The organism is Erwinia sp. Eh17-17, assembly GCF_039675725.1.
Lineage (GTDB): Bacteria > Pseudomonadota > Gammaproteobacteria > Enterobacterales > Enterobacteriaceae > Erwinia.
Genome location: NZ_JBDFQT010000012.1, coordinates 22820 through 41263 on the forward strand (window position 1 = coordinate 22820; position 18444 = coordinate 41263).

At 55.4% G+C, this 18444-nt stretch carries 15 protein-coding genes, 5 tRNA genes and 2 other RNA genes; 17 read left to right on the forward strand and 5 right to left on the reverse strand.

Going from position 1 to position 18444, the window contains the following annotated elements; translation table 11 throughout:
- The first annotated feature begins 30 nt into the window (after positions 1-30).
- From wecB to ABEH87_RS20265, 15 genes are all read left to right on the forward strand, one after another.
- Positions 31-1161, forward strand: coding sequence for a UDP-N-acetylglucosamine 2-epimerase (non-hydrolyzing) (gene wecB, locus ABEH87_RS20195; protein ID WP_346579029.1), 1131 nt, complete (start codon positions 31-33; stop codon positions 1159-1161).
- A complete protein-coding gene (gene wecC / locus ABEH87_RS20200; protein WP_346579031.1) occupies positions 1158-2420 on the forward strand; it encodes a UDP-N-acetyl-D-mannosamine dehydrogenase in 1263 nt (420 codons plus the stop codon). Before wecB ends, wecC begins: the two co-directional genes overlap by 4 nt.
- A complete protein-coding gene (gene rffC, locus ABEH87_RS20205; RefSeq protein WP_346579032.1) occupies positions 2420-3115 on the forward strand; it encodes a dTDP-4-amino-4,6-dideoxy-D-galactose acyltransferase in 696 nt (231 codons plus the stop codon). Before wecC ends, rffC begins: the two co-directional genes overlap by 1 nt.
- Positions 3112-4242, forward strand: coding sequence for a dTDP-4-amino-4,6-dideoxygalactose transaminase (gene rffA, locus ABEH87_RS20210; protein WP_346579034.1), 1131 nt, complete (start codon positions 3112-3114; stop codon positions 4240-4242). The genes rffC and rffA overlap by 4 nt, the downstream gene beginning before the upstream one ends.
- Position 4243: 1 nt before the next feature.
- Positions 4244-5494 (forward strand): lipid III flippase WzxE, encoded by a 1251-nt coding sequence (wzxE, locus tag ABEH87_RS20215; protein ID WP_346579036.1) that lies wholly within the window; start codon positions 4244-4246, stop codon positions 5492-5494.
- The gene (locus tag ABEH87_RS20220; protein ID WP_346579037.1) at positions 5491-6567 is read left to right on the forward strand and encodes a TDP-N-acetylfucosamine:lipid II N-acetylfucosaminyltransferase; all 1077 of its coding nucleotides are present in this window, start codon (positions 5491-5493) and stop codon (positions 6565-6567) included. Before wzxE ends, ABEH87_RS20220 begins: the two co-directional genes overlap by 4 nt.
- On the forward strand, positions 6564-7916 hold the full coding sequence (gene wzyE, locus ABEH87_RS20225) for an ECA oligosaccharide polymerase (RefSeq protein ID WP_346579039.1): 1353 nt from the start codon (positions 6564-6566) through the stop codon (positions 7914-7916). The genes ABEH87_RS20220 and wzyE overlap by 4 nt, the downstream gene beginning before the upstream one ends.
- A 28-nt stretch (positions 7917-7944) precedes the next feature.
- On the forward strand, positions 7945-8685 hold the full coding sequence (gene wecG / locus ABEH87_RS20230) for a lipopolysaccharide N-acetylmannosaminouronosyltransferase (RefSeq protein ID WP_346579040.1): 741 nt from the start codon (positions 7945-7947) through the stop codon (positions 8683-8685).
- A 179-nt stretch (positions 8686-8864) separates the two neighbouring features.
- Positions 8865-8941, forward strand: a tRNA-Arg gene (locus ABEH87_RS20235).
- 83 nt (positions 8942-9024) lie between these two features.
- Positions 9025-9100 (forward strand) — tRNA-His (locus ABEH87_RS20240).
- 27 nt (positions 9101-9127) lie between these two features.
- A tRNA-Leu gene (locus ABEH87_RS20245) sits at positions 9128-9214 on the forward strand.
- Between the two features lie 26 nt (positions 9215-9240).
- A tRNA-Pro gene (locus ABEH87_RS20250) sits at positions 9241-9317 on the forward strand.
- A gap of 97 nt (positions 9318-9414) precedes the next feature.
- A tRNA-Pro gene (locus tag ABEH87_RS20255) sits at positions 9415-9491 on the forward strand.
- Positions 9492-9523: 32 nt separating this feature from the next.
- A non-coding RNA gene (locus ABEH87_RS20260) (RtT sRNA) lies at positions 9524-9650 on the forward strand.
- 32 nt (positions 9651-9682) lie between these two features.
- Positions 9683-9808, forward strand: a non-coding RNA gene (locus ABEH87_RS20265) — RtT sRNA.
- A gap of 15 nt (positions 9809-9823) precedes the next feature.
- Here the strand turns inward: ABEH87_RS20265 and ABEH87_RS20270 are convergent.
- Positions 9824-10399: an NAD(P)H-dependent oxidoreductase gene (locus tag ABEH87_RS20270; protein WP_346579042.1), complete on the reverse strand. Its 576-nt coding sequence runs from the start codon at positions 10397-10399 to the stop codon at positions 9824-9826.
- Between the two features lie 79 nt (positions 10400-10478).
- Between ABEH87_RS20270 and ABEH87_RS20275 the strand changes: the two genes are divergently transcribed.
- Complete coding sequence (locus ABEH87_RS20275) at positions 10479-11090, forward strand: TetR/AcrR family transcriptional regulator (protein WP_346579043.1); 612 nt, start codon at positions 10479-10481, stop codon at positions 11088-11090.
- 460 nt (positions 11091-11550) lie between these two features.
- Here ABEH87_RS20275 and hemY read toward each other — a convergent pair whose 3' ends face one another.
- From hemY to hemC, 4 genes are read right to left on the reverse strand one after another with little or no spacing between them, the layout of a single operon-like run.
- Positions 11551-12741 carry a protoheme IX biogenesis protein HemY gene (hemY, locus tag ABEH87_RS20280; protein WP_346579045.1) on the reverse strand — a complete coding sequence of 397 codons (1191 nt, stop codon included), beginning with the start codon at positions 12739-12741 and terminating at the stop codon, positions 11551-11553.
- Positions 12742-12743: 2 nt separating this feature from the next.
- Positions 12744-13883, reverse strand: a complete 1140-nt coding sequence (gene hemX, locus ABEH87_RS20285; RefSeq protein WP_346579047.1) for a uroporphyrinogen-III C-methyltransferase — start codon at positions 13881-13883, stop codon at positions 12744-12746.
- A gap of 16 nt (positions 13884-13899) precedes the next feature.
- Positions 13900-14637: a uroporphyrinogen-III synthase gene (gene hemD, locus ABEH87_RS20290; protein WP_346579049.1), complete on the reverse strand. Its 738-nt coding sequence runs from the start codon at positions 14635-14637 to the stop codon at positions 13900-13902.
- The gene (gene hemC / locus ABEH87_RS20295; RefSeq protein ID WP_346579051.1) at positions 14634-15575 is read right to left on the reverse strand and encodes a hydroxymethylbilane synthase; all 942 of its coding nucleotides are present in this window, start codon (positions 15573-15575) and stop codon (positions 14634-14636) included. Before hemC ends, hemD begins: the two co-directional genes overlap by 4 nt.
- Before the next feature lie 292 nt (positions 15576-15867).
- Here hemC and ABEH87_RS20300 point away from each other — a divergent pair, with 292 nt between their 5' ends.
- Positions 15868-18423, forward strand: a complete 2556-nt coding sequence (locus ABEH87_RS20300; protein WP_346579053.1) for a class I adenylate cyclase — start codon at positions 15868-15870, stop codon at positions 18421-18423.
- The last annotated feature ends 21 nt before the right edge of the window (positions 18424-18444 follow it).

The window sequence follows — 18444 nt, forward strand, 5'->3', positions numbered from 1 at the left end:
GTTAAACTATTTGAATTAAAGAGAGCCACGGTGAAAGTATTAACGGTTTTTGGCACGCGCCCTGAAGCGATAAAAATGGCACCTCTGGTGCATGCGCTGGCGCTGGATGACGGGATAGAGTCACGCTTATGCGTGACCGCGCAGCATCGGGAAATGCTCGATCAGGTCCTGCATCTTTTTTCCATCGTACCGGACTACGATCTTAACATTATGCAGCCTGGACAGGGACTCACCGAGATCACCAGCCGTATTCTGGAAGGGCTGAAAACGGTATTTACCGATTTTACCCCAGACGTGGTGCTGGTACACGGTGACACCACCACCACGCTGGCTGCCAGCCTGGCCGCCTTTTACCACCGCATTCCTGTCGGGCACGTGGAGGCCGGATTACGCACCGGGGATCTCTGGTCTCCGTGGCCGGAAGAGGCGAACCGGACGTTAACCGGCCATCTCGCCAGCTACCATTTCACTCCTACGGCCAGTTCACAGCAAAACCTGCTGCGTGAGAACCTGCCCGCCGAACGCATTTTCGTCACCGGTAATACCGTCATTGATGCTCTGTTCTGGGTACGCGACCGCGTACTTAGCGACGCTGAGCTGAAAAACAGTCTCGCGGCGCGCTATCCGTTCCTTGATGCGAATAAAAAACTGATTCTGGTCACCGGGCACCGTCGCGAAAGTTTCGGCGGTGGCTTCGAACGTATCTGTAATGCCCTGGCGGAGATTGCTCGCCTGCACCCGGAAACGCAGATTGTCTATCCGGTGCACCTGAATCCTAACGTCAGCGAACCGGTGAACCGCATTCTGCGGGGTATCGACAATATCATCCTGATTGAGCCGCAGGAGTACCTGCCATTTGTCTGGCTGATGGACCGCGCCTGGCTAATCCTTACGGATTCTGGCGGGATTCAGGAAGAGGCTCCGTCGCTGGGTAAACCGGTGCTGGTGATGCGTGATGCCACAGAACGCCCGGAGGCGGTGGCTGCGGGAACGGTCAAACTGGTGGGGACTGACGGTGCAAAGATCGTCAGCGAAGTGACCCGTCTGCTTACCGACGAGGACGCATGGCATACCATGAGCCGCGCCCACAATCCCTACGGTGACGGACTCGCCTGTCAGCGCATTGTCCAGGCACTTAAAAACAACCGGATAACATTATGAGTTTCAACACCATTTCAGTCATCGGGCTGGGCTACATTGGCCTGCCTACCGCCGCTGCTTTTGCTTCGCGTCAGAAGCACGTGATTGGCATTGATATTAATGCGCAGGCGGTGGAAACCATCAATCGCGGCGAAATCCACATTGTTGAACCGGATCTTGACCGGGTGGTGAAAACCGCGGTTGAGGGCGGCTGGTTACGTGCGGCAACACAGCCCCAGGCCGCTGATGCCTGGCTGATCGCCGTGCCGACGCCGTTCAAAGACGGGCATCAGCCGGATATGACCTGGGTGCAGGCGGCAGCAGAGTCGATTGCTCCGCACCTGAAGAAAGGCGATCTGGTGATCCTGGAGTCCACTTCACCGGTCGGCGCCACCGAACAGATGGCGGCGTGGCTGGCCGCATCGCGCACGGACCTCAGTTTCCCACAGCAGGCCGGTGAACATGCAGACATTCAGGTGGCTTACTGTCCGGAGCGCGTCCTGCCCGGAAAGGTGATGGTCGAACTGTTTAAAAATGATCGGGTGATTGGTGGCATGACACCCCGCTGTTCACAGCGCGCGTGCGATCTCTACAACATCTTCCTGGAAGGCGAGTGCGTGGTGACAAATGCCCGCACCGCCGAAATGTGCAAACTCACGGAAAACAGCTTCCGCGATGTCAATATTGCCTTTGCCAACGAGCTGTCGCTGATCGCGGCTGACCAGGGGATCAATGTCTGGGAACTGATCCGGCTGGCCAATCGTCATCCACGCGTCAATATCCTGCAGCCAGGTCCGGGAGTGGGCGGCCACTGTATCGCGGTTGACCCATGGTTTATCGTGGCGCAAAACCCGGTACAGGCGCGTTTGATCCGCACCGCGCGCGAAGTGAACGACAGCAAGCCGCACTGGGTGCTGGAGCAGGTGCAGCGCCAGGTAGCGGACTGTCTGATGAACAGTGACAAACGCGCCAGCGAGCTGAAAATTGCCTGTTTTGGCCTGGCGTTTAAGCCTGATATTGATGACTTACGTGAAAGCCCTGCCGTGCAGGTGACCCGCATGATTGCCGACTGGCATCAGGGTACTACGCTGGTGGTAGAGCCAAACGTACAGCAGCTCCCGGTAAAATTACAGGCGAGCGTGACGCTGGTTCCACTGCAGGAGGCACTTCAGCAGGCCGACGTGCTGGTGATGCTGGTGGATCACCGCCAGTTCAAAGCCATTGAACCGGCAGCCGTCAGTCAGCCATGGATTGTGGATACCAAAGGTGTCTGGCGTTAGTGAACGCGACGCTTAAACCTCTGGCGTGGGAAAACGCCTTCTTTGGTTGCCACAGCGCGCTGCTTGAACTGCAGGGCGATACGGCGCTGGATCTCGCCCAGCTCGACAGCTACGGGCTGGTCCAGGTCAAAGTGCTGGCTCAGCAAAGCGCCGAACTTGATGCTCTGAGCGCCATGGGTTTTCGCCTGGTGGAAGGGGAAGCGGACTGTGTGCTGGGGATCACCCCGGTAGAACGTCCGACGGGCATTCGTATTGCCCGTGCGGAGCACATCCCCGCGCTGCGTCAGGCGGCAGAAGAGGCCTTTATTTACAGCCGTTTTCGTGCGCCCTGGTACGCGCCGGGTGACAGCGGACGTTTTTATGCCCAGTGGGTGGAAAATGCCGTGCGCGGCACCTTTGACCATCAGTGCCTGCTGGCGGTGGACGAGCAAGGGGCGATGCAGGGCTTTGCCTCGCTGCGTGAACTGGGCGACGGTACGGCACGTATTGGCCTGCTGGCGGTGTTACCCGCAGCCCAGGGGCTGGGTATAGGTCAGCGGCTGATGAATGCGGCTAACGACTGGTGCCGGGCACGCCGACTGACACGGCTACATGTCGCAACGCAGCTGGGCAATGTTGCCGCGTTACGACTCTATCTTCGCTGCGGTGGCGTGATTGAACGCACCGCCTACTGGTTATACAGGGAAACCCCATGATTCCGTTTAATGCGCCACCGGTGGTGGGAACTGAACTCGAATATATGCAGTCGGCAATGAGCAGCGGAAAGTTGTGCGGCGATGGGGGTTTTACCCGTCGCTGCCAGCAGTGGATGGAACAGCGCTTCGGCAGCCGTAAAGTCCTGCTGACCCCTTCCTGCACGGCGTCGCTGGAGATGGCGGCCATCCTGATCGACATTCAGCCCGGCGATGAAGTGATTATGCCGAGCTACACTTTTGTCTCAACGGCCAACGCTTTTGTGCTGCGCGGCGCGACCATCGTGTTTGTCGATGTTCGCCCGGATACGATGAATATTGATGAGCACCTGATTGAAGCGGCGATCACCGAAAAAACCAAAGCCATTGTGCCGGTACATTATGCGGGTGTGGCCTGCGAAATGGACACCATCATGGCACTGGCGAAAAAGCACCAGCTGTGGGTGGTGGAAGATGCTGCACAGGGTGTGATGTCCACCTACAAAGGGCGTGCTCTCGGCAGCATCGGTCATATCGGTTGCTTCAGCTTCCATGAAACGAAAAACTACACCGCCGGTGGTGAAGGTGGCGCGACGCTGGTGAATGACGCCACGCTGGTTGAGCGCGCGGAGATCATCCGTGAGAAAGGCACCAACCGCAGCCAGTTCTTCCGTGGCCAGGTCGATAAATACACCTGGCGTGATATCGGCTCCAGTTACCTGATGGCCGATCTACAGGCGGCGTATCTCTGGGCACAGCTGGAGGCGGCAGAGCGCATTAACCAGCAGCGTTTACGCTTGTGGCAGAACTACCGGGAAGCGCTGCAGCCGCTGGCCAACCGTGGGCGCATTGAACTGGCCAGCATTCCTGCTGACTGTGAGCACAATGCCCACATGTTTTACCTGAAGCTGCGTGACCATGACGATCGCAGTGCGCTGATTGGCTGGCTGAAAGAAGCCGAGATCCTGGCGGTGTTCCACTATATTCCGCTGCACAGCTCGCCTGCCGGTCAGCGTTTTGGCCGCTTCCACGGAGAAGACCGCTTCACCCAGGCAGAGAGCGATCGACTGCTGCGTCTGCCGCTGTTCTATAACCTCTCTGATAATAATCAGAAAACGGTGATCGGTTCCTTATTGAGCTATTTCTCCTGATATGTCACTGGCAAAAGCCTCGGTGTGGACAGCGGTTTCCACATTAGTAAAAATTGCCGCCGGTTTACTGGTAGTAAAGCTGCTGGCGGTCTCCTACGGACCGGCTGGCGTCGGGCAGGCGGGCAATTTCCGTCAGTTGATTACCGTGCTCGGCGTGCTGGCGGGGGCCGGGATTTTTAACGGCGTTACCAAGTATGTGGCGCAGTATCAGCAGCAGCCAGAACAGCTGCGTGCCGTCACGGGTACGGCATCCTCCATGGTACTGGGTTTCTCGCTGCTGCTGGCACTGGTGTTTCTGCTGTTTGCCGCGCCAATCAGTCACGCGCTGTTTGGCCACGACCGCTATCAGCAGGTGATCCGCATCGTTGCTTTCCTGCAAATGGGGATTGCCTGGGCTAACCTGTCGCTGGCTATTATGAAAGGCTTCCGTGATGCGGCAGGTAATGCGCTGTCGCTGATTATCGGCAGCCTGGTGGGCGTTGCTGCGTGGGTGGTCTGCTATAAGCTGGGAGGCTACAGCGGAGCGCTGGTGGGCCTGGCTATGGTCCCCGCCCTGGTGGTGGTGCCCGCAATGGTCCTGCTGGCGCGGCGCGATTGCCTGCCGATGCGCTATCTGTTACCGGCATGGCGGCCAGAGTTTGTCACCCTGCTGGGTAAGTTTACGGTGATGGCGCTGATCACCGCCGTCACGCTGCCGGTGGCATGGATGATGATGCGTAATCTGCTGGCGCAGCATGCAGGATGGGAGCAGGTAGGTTTGTGGCAGGGGGTGAGCAGTATTTCAGATGCCTACCTGCAATTTATCACCGCCTCGTTCAGCGTTTATTTGCTGCCCACGCTGTCACGCCTGCAGCAAAAAGCGGAGATTTCCCGTGAAATTCTCAAGGCGCTGCGCTTTGTGCTGCCCGTGGTGGCTGCGGTCAGTTTTACCGTCTGGCTGCTGCGTGATGTGGCGATCTGGCTGCTGTTTTCCCACGAATTTGCCGCCATGCGCGACCTGTTTGTCTGGCAGTTGATTGGCGACGTGCTCAAAGTCGGCTGCTACGTGTTTGGCTATCTGGTCATTGCGAAGGCGTCGTTACGCTTTTATGTACTGACTGAGGTGAGCCAGTTTGTCTTGCTTACCGGATTTTCCCGCTGGCTGATCCCGCTGCATGGTGCAGCCGGTGCGGCTCAGGCGTATATGGCGACCTATATCGCTTATTTTGCACTCTGTGCAGGTGTCTTTATTATTTACCGTAGACGAGTATGAGCAGAGTAATTCATCTTTTAGGCTCAGACATTCCGCATCATAACGCGACGGTGTTGGGCTTTTTTAACCAGGTTTTACATGAAGTTGTTCCGTCATCTTCCCGCCGTGAGTTCTGGGTGGTGAGCGGGCAGGCTGCGCTGGCTGTACAGTATCCGATGCTGGATATCCGGCTATTTGCCACTAAAGCTGAGCTGGCGCAGGCGGTCATAGCGACCGGCGCAGCACAGCGCAGCACGCGCTTTTTCTTTCACGGACAGTTCAATCCACGCCTGTGGCTGGCACTGCTGGCGGGTAAACTCAAACGTCAGCAGTTTTACTGGCACATCTGGGGCGCTGACCTTTATGAAGAGGCGACCAGCCTGAAATTTCGTGCGTTCTATCTGCTGCGGCGCCTGGCGCAAAAGCGGGTCGGCCATGTGTTTGCCACGCGGGGTGATATCACCCATTTTCATCAGCGTCATCCAGAGGTTCCAGCTTCGCTGCTCTATTTCCCTACGCGACTGGCAGAGAATGTGCGGCCCGGCGATGAGCCTCAGGGGCCGTTAACCATTCTGCTCGGCAACTCCGGGGATGCCAGCAATCGCCATGTTCAGGCACTTCAGGCCATCCACCGGCAGTTTGGTCATGATGTGCAGGTTGTCGTACCTCTCGGCTATCCGGCCAATAATGAGGCCTATATTCAGCATGTGCGTGAGGCTGCCGCAGCACTGTTTGCGCCGGGAGTGGTCGATCTTGTTACCGAAAAACTCGCCTTCAGTGACTATCTGGCATTGATTGCCCGCTGCCATCTTGGCTACTTTATTTTCGAACGCCAGCAGGGCATCGGAACGTTATGTCTGCTGATGCAGGCCAATGTGCCCTTTGTGCTTAACCGCAAAAACCCGTTCTGGCAGGATCTGGCGGAACAGCAGGTGCCGGTGCTGTTCGACGGTGATGCACTGGATGCGGCCACGGTCAGCGAAGCGCGGCGTCAGATGATGTTGCTAGATAAATCAAAGATTGCCTTTTTTGACCCGGGCTATCTGCACGGCTGGCAGCAGGCACTGCGTCTGGTCGAGGAGGAAAGCCCATGACGCTATTACAGTTTGCCGGGCTGCTGGTGGTGTATCTGTGCTGCTGTGGCTTTATTCTCACGCTGACCTGGCGGGAGTTTCGCCGCGTGCGTTTTAACTTTAATGTTTTCTTCTCACTGCTGTTTCTGCTGACCTTCTTTTTCGGCTTCCCTTTAACCTGCCTGCTGGTGTTTGGGTTTGATGTGGAGGTGGTGCCAGCGGAGTATCTGTTGCAGGCGCTGCTGTCGGCGGGCTGTTTTTATGCTATTTACTACGTCAGCTATAAAACCCGGCTGCGCGCGCGCGACCGTGCCCCGTCACGCCCGGTGTTTACCATTAACCGCATCGAGGCTCATCTTACCTGGGGCATTCTGGCGCTGGTGGCGCTGGGAACGGTCAGCGTGTTCTTCCTGCACAATGGCTTCCTGCTGTTTAAACTGCACAGCTACAGCCAGATATTCTCCGCAGATGTCTCCGGCGTGGCGCTGAAACGCTTTTTCTATTTCTTCATCCCGGCGATGCTGGTGATCTACTTCCTTAAACAGGACAAACGCCGCTGGCTGCTGTTCCTTGCCAGCACCGTGGCATTTGGACTGCTGACCTATGTGATTGTCGGCGGTACGCGCGCTAACATTATTATCGCCTTCGCTCTGTTCCTGTTTATCGGCATCATTCGTGGCTGGATCACGCTGTGGATGCTGGTGCTGGCGGGTATCGGCGGTATTGTCGGCATGTTCTGGCTGGCGCTCAAGCGCTACAACCTGGATGTGAGCGGATCGGAAGCGTTTTATACCTTCCTCTATCTGACCCGCGATACCTTTTCTCCGTGGGAGAACCTGGGCCTGCTGCTGCAAAACTACGACAAAATTGACTTCCAGGGGCTGGCCCCAATCTGGCGCGATTTCTATGTGTTCATTCCCAGCTGGCTATGGCACGAGCGGCCTTCTGTGGTACTGAATAGCGCCAACTACTTCACATGGGATGTGCTGGATAACCACTCCGGGCTGGCGATATCGCCCACGCTCATCGGTTCGCTGGTGGTGATGGGAGGCGCGCTGTTTATCCCCCTGGGAGCGGTGGCCGTTGGCTTAATTATTAAATGGTTCGACTGGCTGTATGAAAAAGGCCAGCAGGAGCAGAACCGCTATAAGGCCGCTATTCTGCAAAGTTTCTGTTTTGGTGCGGTGTTTAACATGATTGTCCTGGCACGCGAAGGGCTGGATTCGTTTGTTTCGCGCGTGGTGTTTTTCTGTGTGATCTTTGCTGTCTGTGTGGTGGTGGCGAAGCTGCTTTACTGGCTGCTGGATAGCGCCGGGCTGGTTCGTGCCCGTACGTCTGCCCGCTCACTGTCAACTCACCCTAACGGTTGATGTACGTTTTTGTTCTGAAGGAATTTTCATGACTGTCTCTGTAACCGTGCCGCAATATCAGATTCGTGGATTAACGCTGTCAGGCTTTAGTGATATGGCGCAGTTTGTTGATTATCTGAATCAGCAGGGTGAGCTGAAAACCGGCACGCTGGTGGCGATCAATGCGGAGAAGGTGTTGACGGCGGAAGCCGATGCGGCGGTTTATCAGTTAATTGATGCCGCTGAATACAAATACGCTGATGGCATCAGCATTGTGCGCTCTATCCGTAAAAAGTACCCGCAGGCTCAGGTTTCGCGCATTGCCGGGGCCGACCTGTGGGAAGCCCTGATGGAACGTGCCGGACGTGAGGGGACCCCGGTTTTCCTTGTCGGGGGGCAGCCAGGTGTTCTGGCGCAAACGATAGATAAACTGCGCCGCCAGTGGAATGTGAACATTGTCGGGTCGCAGGATGGGTTTTTCACACCGGACCAGCGTGATTCTCTGTTTATCCGCATCAGAGAGAGCGGCGCGAAGCTGGTGACGGTGGCGATGGGGTCTCCGCGCCAGGAAATTCTGATGCGCGACTGTAAAGCCAGCTACCCGGATGCGTTGTATATGGGAGTAGGCGGCACCTACGACGTGTTTACCGGCCAGGTAAAGCGCGCGCCAAAGATATGGCAGCGAATGGGCCTGGAGTGGCTTTATCGCCTTATTTCTCAACCTTCACGCCTTAAGCGTCAGCTCAGATTGCTGAAATACCTTAAATATCACTGGCGCGGCGATCTTTAATCAGCTCGTTCTTTTTATCTGTTAAGGCCGTTTTGTGCGATTTCCTGAGGCGAAAAGGGCGAAAAACGCTGCGACTTTAGACGGAATGCACAAAGCGTAATCAAACGCGTTTTTTTGTGCAAAAAGCACTGGACAGTCAGGGCTGTCCTCCGTAGTATGCACATCCGCAACGGCGCTACGCGCCCGTAGCTCAGCTGGATAGAGCGCTGCCCTCCGGAGGCAGAGGTCTCAGGTTCGAATCCTGTCGGGCGCACCATGAATTTTGTGCGCATGAGCGGCGGTGGTAACATTTACCGCGTTAGTAAGAAGTAGATAGAAGCAGTAAAGAAGTCAGGAATGGTGGCTATAGCTCAGTTGGTAGAGCCCTGGATTGTGATTCCAGTTGTCGTGGGTTCGAGTCCCATTAGCCACCCCAGACTTTGAGTAAAAGATTTTGTTGTATGCGAAGGTGGCGGAATTGGTAGACGCGCTAGCTTCAGGTGTTAGTGTCTTAACGGACGTGAGGGTTCAAGTCCCTCTCTTCGCACCACAAAGTCTGAGCAGTAAAGCAGTATTCGGCGAGTAGCGCAGCTTGGTAGCGCAACTGGTTTGGGACCAGTGGGTCGGAGGTTCGAATCCTCTCTCGCCGACCAATTTAGAAAACCCTGCTGTTGCGGGGTTTTTGCTTAAAACCTGAGAGTTTTGAGCGACAGAAAAATAAAGAAAAGTAGTGGCATTTAAAGAAGTATTCGGCGAGTAGCGCAGCTTGGTAGCGCAACTGGTTTGGGACCAGTGGGTCGGAGGTTCGAATCCTCTCTCGCCGACCAATTTAAGAAACCTGCTTGAAAAAGCAGGTTTTTTTTCGCCTGTATGAAATGAGGATGAGAACCTCCGAAGGAGGTTTGAGCCGAGCGCAGCGAGACAACGTTGCGTCAGCAACGGCCCGCAGGGCGGCTTGAAGAGCCGTAATCCTCTCTCGCCGACCAATTTAAGAAACCTGCTTGAAAAAGCAGGTTTTTTTTCGCCTGTATGAAATGAGGATGAGAACCTCCGAAGGAGGTTTGAGCCGAGCGCAGCGAGACAACGTTGCTTCAGCAACGGCCCGCAGGCGGCTTTTGTAGGGGGCGACCTTTTTTTGCGGTCGCCCCGTGTCGAAGCGTTACATTCTCCTCATGATCAGTTGCTTCACATTTTGCACCTCTGCACTCAATGCTTCTCCTGGCGTTTGCAGCAGCAGCTCAGAAGTGACAACCTCCGCACCGCAGAAATCGAAGATGCCGTGATCGATCTGCGTCCTCATCGCGGCAAAGTAGCCGTGGCGGGCATAGGTACGCATATCGCCAGCGCCAATCGCGACCAGGTGGACTTTCAGACGCTGTAATTTTTTCACCAGACGTCCCTCATCATCTTCATACGCCCAGCCGTGGGTAAATACGCGGTCAATCCATCCTTTTAACTGTGCAGGCATTGACCACCAGTAAATCGGGTAAACCAGTACCAGTGTATCTGCACCATCAATCCTCTTCTGTTCCGCGATAATGTCCGGCGTAACCGGTTCCTGCTGACGGAAGGCCGCAACGTCATTCAGAGTAAAACGGGGATCGAAACCTTCTGCGGCCAGGTCGGCAATATCGACACTGCCGCCAGCGGCCGTGATGCCCTCTGCCAGCTGCCCGGCAACCATGTGGGTGAGTGACTGACTGTCAGGATGGGAAACAACAATAAGGGTGTGCATGGGAAGCCTCCGGCTTGCAGGTTAAACAGAGAAACGTTACGCTAATATACTATTGGTAAGTTACCTTTGGTATATAAGCATGTCAACGGACAAAAATGTCTCACCGCTTCCGCGTCGGCGTTTATCGCGTGAAGCTCGCTATCAGCAGCTGATTGAAGAGGCCTGGAATCTCATCCGCAGCGAAGGGACTGAAGCCTTAACCCTGGGCCGCCTCGCTGACCAGTCAGGTGTCACCAAGCCGGTGGTCTACGACCATTTCGGTACACGAGCCGGGCTTTTTGCGGTGCTTTATCAGGAGTTCGACGCGCGGCAGAACGCGCTGTTTGATGCGGCACTGGCGGAGAGTGAGCCAACGCTGGCGGCAAGGGCTGAGGTGATCGCCCACTCCTATGTAAACTGCGTACAGCAGCAGGGAAGGGAGATCCCCGGTATCATTGCCGCGCTGGTCGGTTCGCCGGAGCTGGAGCAGATCAAACGTGCCTACGAAATGGCCTTTATTGAGAAGTGTCGGGAGATACTGGCCCCCTTTACCCAGGGCGGGGAACTGCCGGATGCCGGGCTATGGGCAATGCTGGGGGCGGCGGAGTCTGTGTCTTATGCGGTGACACGCAATGAGATCACCGTTCAGCAGGCGCAGTGCGAACTGTTTGCCGTCATTACCGCTCTGGTAGAGCGTAGCCAGCGAAGCTGAAGTCGGATTGTCTCCTCAGGGAGACATTTAATTTATTGTTTAATAAACCATTTACCTAACTATGCATTATCTGTCTCTGTCAGGAGACGGCTATGGCGCCATGATGTTGGGTCAAGGCGACAAAATGGCCACAGGTTAATAGACTGTAGTGAATATTATTTCCTCTTAAAATGAGAGGGATAGGGTTTTTTGATGCGGTGAGTTGTTATTCTGGCACGCAGTATGCAAGAATAATGCTGTAGATGCTCATTCCACCTCTTATGTTTGCGAAAGCTTCATAAACCTGGGAATGATGCAGAGCCATTTAACGGTACCTGTTGTCCACCCGCCAGCATCGCTAACGCCTTGCTGGAGATATCGGACAATACGTTGAGTCGGGTACCAATCGGTTGTCTTAACCGACCTGATAATTTACACCTGCCAGCAAACTGCTGGCAGGTGTTTTTTTTATCCTTAATATTTAAGGATTATTCTTCAGCGTCAGCAGCAGACCGTCACGGCGCATAGAGGCCGCTTCTTCCGGTTTGTGCTGGCGGTCCAGCGTATCGGCCAGCCAGGCATAGTCAAAGGCATCCGGGCGTTGCTGTAATGCTGCACGGAACGCTTCTTCTGCCTGCTCCCATTCACCATGCTGCATTAGCAGCTGCCCCAGGGTACTGTGTAACAGCGGCGTGGCACCGTGCTGCTTGATTTGCTGACGCAACGCTTTTTCCAGCTGTTCCGGGTTACCGGTTTTCAGTCGGGGCATCAGCAGCACCAGCCGCTCATCATACTGACGTTTCAGACCTTCCAGCACGATTTGCTGTGCGGTGTCATGATCGTTGCAGACGATAAGGTGATCCGCCATTGCCACCTGTAAAGCCGGTTCATGACGGGTTTTACGGCTTTGATTCTGCCACCAGCGTTTCAGTCCATCACTGCCCTGTTCGGCCATTGCCTGATTCATCAGACCCAGCCAGGCCTGCTGCTGCAGATCGAGACGATGTGCTTCATCACCCAGCCTGATTTTTTCCATCGCAGGCAGAATATCCAGCAGTGCTCCCCAGGCATGAGTGCGCAGGTAGGCTTGTTCAGCCAGGCGCAACACTTCAGGATGGCGTGGCGCAATCTCCAGCAAACGGTCGATGCCATGGCGGGCAGCGTGATCTTCATTACGCGCCAGCTGAATACGCACGCGGGTAATCTCCACCGGAATGGGATCGCCGCTGTTTAGCTCGGTCGCACGCTCCAGATGTTGATTAGCGCGGATTTCATCACCGCGCTGCTGTGCAGCTTCCGCAGCCAGCAGATAGTTCACGACAGGTTGTTCAGCATGGTCTGCATGGCGTGACAGCAGTTTTTCGACCTGCTGATAATCGCCTTCTGCCAGTTTGAGCAGCGCGGCATTGGTCTGCTTATGTGCGCTGCGGCGTTTACGGCCGCTGAACCAGCCACGGGTGCGGGCACCGGTACGGAAAAGACGGCGTAGCAGCCACTCAAGCGCCAGAATGGCGATCAGCGCCAGCACCAGCATGATCACCATTGCCGTGACGCTGGTTTTAATATCCCAGTTATCCGTCTGGATCAGCACGTAGCCCTGATGACCCGCCAGCAGCGGACCCAAAACGATACCGGCAATCAGTACCAGAAACAGCAAAAGAACTTTAAGCATCACTATTCTCCCTGCTGCTGGGACGGAACTGACGGCGCTGATGGCTGAGCCAGCAGGTTACGCACGCGCGTTTCCATCAGCTTATCCAGCAGCGGTTGGCTTTGCAGCGCTTCGGGTACATCCATCGATACGCTCTGCTGGCTGAGGTCATCCAGTTGATTCAGAAACGCTTTGGTGTTCGCATCATTACTGTCAAACCAGGCGCGCGTCCACGCGGATACCGTGTCGATAGACTGTTTATAGATTTCATCCTGATGACGTGGAACCGCCTGAGCCGCAATCAGCAGACGCGAACGGATGTTTTCACGCAGATAAATATCCTGGTCCGGTGCCATCAAAGGTTCTGCCGTGGCATCACGGCGACGGATCGTGATGAAATCATCCATAAAGTTATGCCAGCTTTTGACCAGGTTCTGACGCCATTCACGCAGTGATGAAGAGAGCTCACCGCTGTCAGAATCCATCGGCTCACTATCGCTGTCGTTATTGGCAAGACGCAGATTATCCACATCGTTGGATAACTGATTCAGTTTCAGAATGACCCCGTCATAGTCGACCTGACTGAGGGCAGACAAGGTGCTGATGTCCTGCGTAAGCGCCCTGCGGGCATCGATCAGACTGGGATCGTTCATATCGGCGAGGCTGGCATCAGCGCTTTTCAGCAAGGCGGCAGCGGTGGTGACGTCCTGATCGCTCCAGAGCTTACGCCCGGCCATTTTCACCAGGTAGTCAGCCTGCGCCAGCATCCAGGTCTGAGCATCACTGCCCGAAATGGCCGCGACTTTGTGTTTCAGTTCATCCAGCTGCTGACTCATTGCCGCCTGCTGCTGGCGGGAGGTGTCCAGCGCGCTGGTCTGAGCTGCCAGCTGTTTGACCAGCGACTGGTTGTCGCTCACCGCTGACTGTTGCAGATCGGCCAGCTGTGCCGCCAGCGCCTGACTGGCCGCTGCCTGCTGTTGTGCCTGATGTTTTCCATACATATAGAGGCCTGCACCCACGGCCAGCGCAATTGCGATGGCCACAACGCTCAGTACCGTACCGTTATTTTTCGCGTTACGCGGCGGCTGTGGTTCTGGCGTTGAGGTATCAACCACTGGGGTGGTCTCTTCAACCATGGCGGAGGAATCTTTGTGTTCCGTCATAATGGTTCATCCCATATTAAAGTGCGCGTAGTAACGCGTCATTATCGGCACCCCCGGCGACACAAATGTCCGCCCAGCCCAGTTCCTGGGCCAGAGTAGCCAAACGTTGACTGACGACAACCAGCCGACAGTGTAAGAGCCATTCATCCCGATCGACATCGGGGAACAACCTGTAAAGCTGTTGCAGCATTTCACCGCTGGTCACGACAAGGGTTTTAATACCGCAGTTACGCCAGCGCCGCCCCTCTTCCGCACCGTGATAATTCTTTTCACAGCGTTGATAGCACTCAATGAACTCTACCTGAGCACCACGGGCAAGCAAAGTTTCTGCCAGCAATTCCCGACCACCGTTGCCGCGCAAAATGAGGGCCTGCTTGCCTGATACGGCCTGAAGCGCGGGGATCTGGATCAGAATTTCACTGGTTTCCTGCTCGTGGGGCCAGACAACGTCATGACCACTGACGGCGTGCAGCGCCAGTGCCGTGCTGCGACCTATAGCATAATAGTTCAGGCTGGCAGGCCATGTCATACCCACGCGAGATAATGCTGGCTGGGCATAGTGGATTGCCTGTTGTGACAGGATAAAAACCAGGTCGCCGGCCTTCAGCCCACCGAGGCGAGCTGGCAAAATATCCAGCTGGATCCCCGGCGTAAATTCAATCAGCGGGAACGACCAGGCAACCTGTCCACGCGTGCGCAGGCGGCTGACCAGCTCGTCTGCGGCCGGTGATGGACGGGTTACGAGGATGCTCACGCTGGCGGATTCCCCTGGTAGACTTCTGCAAGTATCTGACGAGCACCGTTATCCAGCAGTTCTTCCGCCAGTGAAATACCCATTTTTACAGCATCGGCACGTGGGCCACGGCGTTCACCGCGCACCATCTCGCTGCCGTCCGGTGAACCAACCAGACCCCGTAGCCAGAGCTGATCGCCTTCCAGCACGGCATAGCTGCCGATGGGCACCTGGCAACCCCCTTCCAGTCGGGTGTTCATCGCACGTTCTGCGCGAACCCGGCAGGCAGTATCTTCGTCGTTTAACGCTGACAGTAATCCGGTGACCCAACTGTCGTCGAGACGGCACTCAATGCCCACTGCACCCTGGCCGACGGCGGGGAGCGACTCTTCTGCCGGCATGATCTGGCGAATACGTTCAGCCAGACCCAGCCGCTTCAATCCGGCAACGGCCAGAATGATGGCGTCATACTCCCCCGCGTCCAGCTTTCCTAAACGGGTGCCAACGTTACCGCGCAGTGAACGGATCACCAGGTCCGGGCGGCGGGCGCTGATCTGACACTGGCGGCGCAGGCTGGAGGTGCCAACAATGGCTCCCTGCGGCAGCGCGTCGACGGAATCGTAATGGTGAGAAACAAACGCATCGTGCGGATCTTCGCGTTCACATATTGTGACCAGCCCCAGCCCATCAGGGAAGGCTACCGGCACATCTTTCATCGAGTGCACGGCGATATCGGCGCGATCCGACAGCATCGCCTGTTCCAGCTCTTTGACGAACAGGCCCTTACCGCCGACTTTCGCCAGCGGCGTATCGAGGATCACATCTCCGCGCGTCACCATCGGCACCAGCGCAACACGCAGGCCCGGATGACTGGCGATTAAACGCTGTTGTACATACTCCGCCTGCCACATGGCCAGTGGACTTTGACGGGTGGCAATTCTTAAAATTTTGTCTGACATGCTTAATACCGTTTTGATCGTTCACGGATTATCCTATCATTGAACCGGGAAGGCTGTCAGTTAAACGGCGGCACAGGGAGGTATTGCAGTGGGTTGGTTGTAAAATGTGCTAAACTGTTATGTAGCGCAACTTTCTTTACGGTCAATCTGCCAGGTGTTAGATTGATCACGTTTCCAGCAATAATCTGCACGACTATTTTTAAATCAAGCGGCAGATTTCGGAAACCGAACTTTTATATACCCTTGTCAGTCATATAAGGGTGTAGGCACTGGGATAATCAGGCGAGACGTCTTGTACCTCTACATTGAGACACTGAAACAGAGACTGGATGCCATTAACCAGCTGCGCGTTGACCGCGCACTGGCCGCGATGGGACCTTCCTTCCAACAGGTATACAGTCTGCTGCCGACCTTATTACATTATCATCATCCGCTGATGCCGGGTTACTTCGAAGGTAACGTTCCACATGGCATCAGCTTCTACACGCCTGATGAAAGTCAGATAGGCTATCTGAATGATCTGGAAGGAAAATCTGGTTCTGCTGCGGCGATTCCGCCACAGGGCGAAATGCCGATCACCGGCGTGTATTCGATGGGCAGTACCTCCTCTGTAGGACAAAACTTCACCTCTGATCTGGATATCTGGGTTTGCCACCAGTCATGGCTGGACAATGATGAGCGCCTCAGCCTGCAGAAGAAATGCACTCTGTTGCAAAAGTGGTGTGCCGCGATGGGCGTTGAGGTGAGTTTCTTCCTGATTGATGAAAACCGCTTCCGGCACAACGAAAGTGGCAGTCTTGGTGGGGAAGACTGTGGCTCCACTCAGCATATTTTGCTGCTTGATGAATTTTATCGCACTGCCGTTCGCATGGCCGGAAAACGTATTCTGTGGAATATGGTGCCGCGTGAAGAAGAAGAACATTACGATGATTACGTGATGTCGCTGTATCAGCAGGGCGTACTGACGCCAAACGAATGGCTGGATCTCGGTGGCCTGGGCACGCTGTCTGCCGAGGAGTATTTCGGTGCCAGTCTGTGGCAGCTGTATAAAAGTATCGACTCACCGTATAAAGCCGTATTGAAAACGCTGCTGCTGGAAGCGTACTCGTGGGAGTACCCGGCCACGCGCCTGCTGGCGATGGACATTAAGCAACGGCTGCATGATGGTGAAATTGTCTCTTATGGCCTCGACCCTTACTGCATGATGCTGGAGCGCGTCACGCACTATCTGACCAGTATTGACGATCATGCGCGTCTCGATCTGGTGCGCCGCTGCTTTTATCTCAAGGTCTGTGAAAAACTGTCCGTCAATACTGACGAGGCCGGCTGGCGTCGGGAAATTCTCAGCCAGCAGGTGAAAGAGTGGGGCTGGGACGTTGAGCGTCTTACCATGCTCGACAGTCGTGCAGACTGGAAAATCAGTCAGGTCCGCGAGGCACATAATGAGCTGCTGGATGCGATGATGCAGAGCTACCGCAACCTGATCCGCTTTGCCCGTCGTAACAATTTAAGCGTGAGTGCCAGCCCGCAGGATATCGGCGTATTGACGCGTAAACTGTATGCTGCCTTTGAGGCGCTGCCGGGTAAGGTGACGCTGCTTAACCCGCAGATCTCGCCCGACCTCTCTGAGTCACATCTTACCTTTATCCATGTCCCTAACGGCCGTGCTAACCGCGCTGGCTGGTATCTGTATAACCAGTCGCCAGACATGAGCTCGATTATCAGCCATCAGCCGCTGGAATATAACCGCTATCTGAATAAGCTGGTGGCCTGGGCATGGTTTAACGGGTTACTGACCAGCAAAACGCGATTGCACATTAAAGGGAATGAGATCTGCGATCTGGCACGCCTGCAGGAGCTGGTGGCGGATGTTTCGCACCACTTCCCGCTGCGTCTGCCTGCGCCGACGCCGAAGGCGCTCTACAGCCCGTGCGAAATTCGCCATCTGGCGATTATCGTTAATCTGGAATATGACCCGACGGCGGCATTCCGCAATCAGGTGGTGCATTTCGACTTCCGCAAGCTCGACGTATTCAGCTTTGGCCAGCAGCAGCAGTGCCTGGTCGGCAGTGTCGACCTGCTGTATCGCAACTCGTGGAATGAAGTGCGAACCCTGCATTTTAACGGCGAGCAGGCGATGATCGAGGCGCTGAAAACTATTCTGGGCAAAATGCATCAGGATGCTTCACCGCCAGATTCTGTCGAAGTATTCTGCTACAGCCAGCACCTGCGTGGATTGATCCGTACGCGTGTGCAGCAGCTGGTATCTGAGTGTGTTGAGCTGCGTCTTTCCAGTACCCGTCAGGAACCCGGCCGTTTTAAAGCAGTACGCGTAGCGGGCCAGACCTGGGGACTGTTCTTTGAACGTCTGAGCGTGTCCGTGCAGAAGTTGGAAAATGCCGTTGAGTTTTACGGGGCGATCTCCAATAACAAACTGCACGGCCTGTCGCTCAAAGTTGAAACCGACCAGGTACGCCTGCCTGCCGTGGTGAACGGCTATGCCAGCGAAGGGATAATCCAGTTCTTCTTTGAAGACACGCTTGACGATCACGGCTTCAATATTTATATCCTGGATGAAACCAATCGCGTTGAGGTTTATCACCACTGTGAAGGCAGTAAAGAGGAGCTGGTGCGTGATGTCAGCCGCTTTTACTCTTCCTCGCACGACCGTTTCACCTACGGTTCCAGCTTTATTAACTTCAACCTGCCGCAGTTCTACCAGATTGTTAAGGTCGATGAGCGTTTCCAGGTCATCCCGTTCCGCAGCCAGACGCTGACCCAGCTCTGTGCCACGCTGCCGGAAAGCGGTTCCAGCGAAGATTATTCCCAGCGTTACCAGATGCACTAAGTGCATCGTCGTGGCTTCTAC

Excerpts from the sequence above, each read along its gene's own strand:
- rffA (WP_346579034.1), top strand. The coding sequence starts at position 3,112 with ATGATTCCGTTTAATGCGCCACCGGTGGTGGGAACTGAACTCGAATAT.
- wzxE (WP_346579036.1), top strand. The coding sequence starts at position 4,244 with ATGTCACTGGCAAAAGCCTCGGTGTGGACAGCGGTTTCCACATTAGTA.
- ABEH87_RS20220 (WP_346579037.1), top strand. The coding sequence starts at position 5,491 with ATGAGCAGAGTAATTCATCTTTTAGGCTCAGACATTCCGCATCATAAC.
- hemC (WP_346579051.1), bottom strand. The coding sequence starts at position 15,575 with ATGTCAGACAAAATTTTAAGAATTGCCACCCGTCAAAGTCCACTGGCC.
- wecC (WP_346579031.1), top strand. The coding sequence starts at position 1,158 with ATGAGTTTCAACACCATTTCAGTCATCGGGCTGGGCTACATTGGCCTG.
- ABEH87_RS20275 (WP_346579043.1), top strand. The coding sequence starts at position 10,479 with ATGTCAACGGACAAAAATGTCTCACCGCTTCCGCGTCGGCGTTTATCG.
- ABEH87_RS20270 (WP_346579042.1), bottom strand. The coding sequence starts at position 10,399 with ATGCACACCCTTATTGTTGTTTCCCATCCTGACAGTCAGTCACTCACC.
- wzyE (WP_346579039.1), top strand. The coding sequence starts at position 6,564 with ATGACGCTATTACAGTTTGCCGGGCTGCTGGTGGTGTATCTGTGCTGC.
- hemY (WP_346579045.1), bottom strand. The coding sequence starts at position 12,741 with ATGCTTAAAGTTCTTTTGCTGTTTCTGGTACTGATTGCCGGTATCGTT.
- hemX (WP_346579047.1), bottom strand. The coding sequence starts at position 13,883 with ATGACGGAACACAAAGATTCCTCCGCCATGGTTGAAGAGACCACCCCA.
- wecG (WP_346579040.1), top strand. The coding sequence starts at position 7,945 with ATGACTGTCTCTGTAACCGTGCCGCAATATCAGATTCGTGGATTAACG.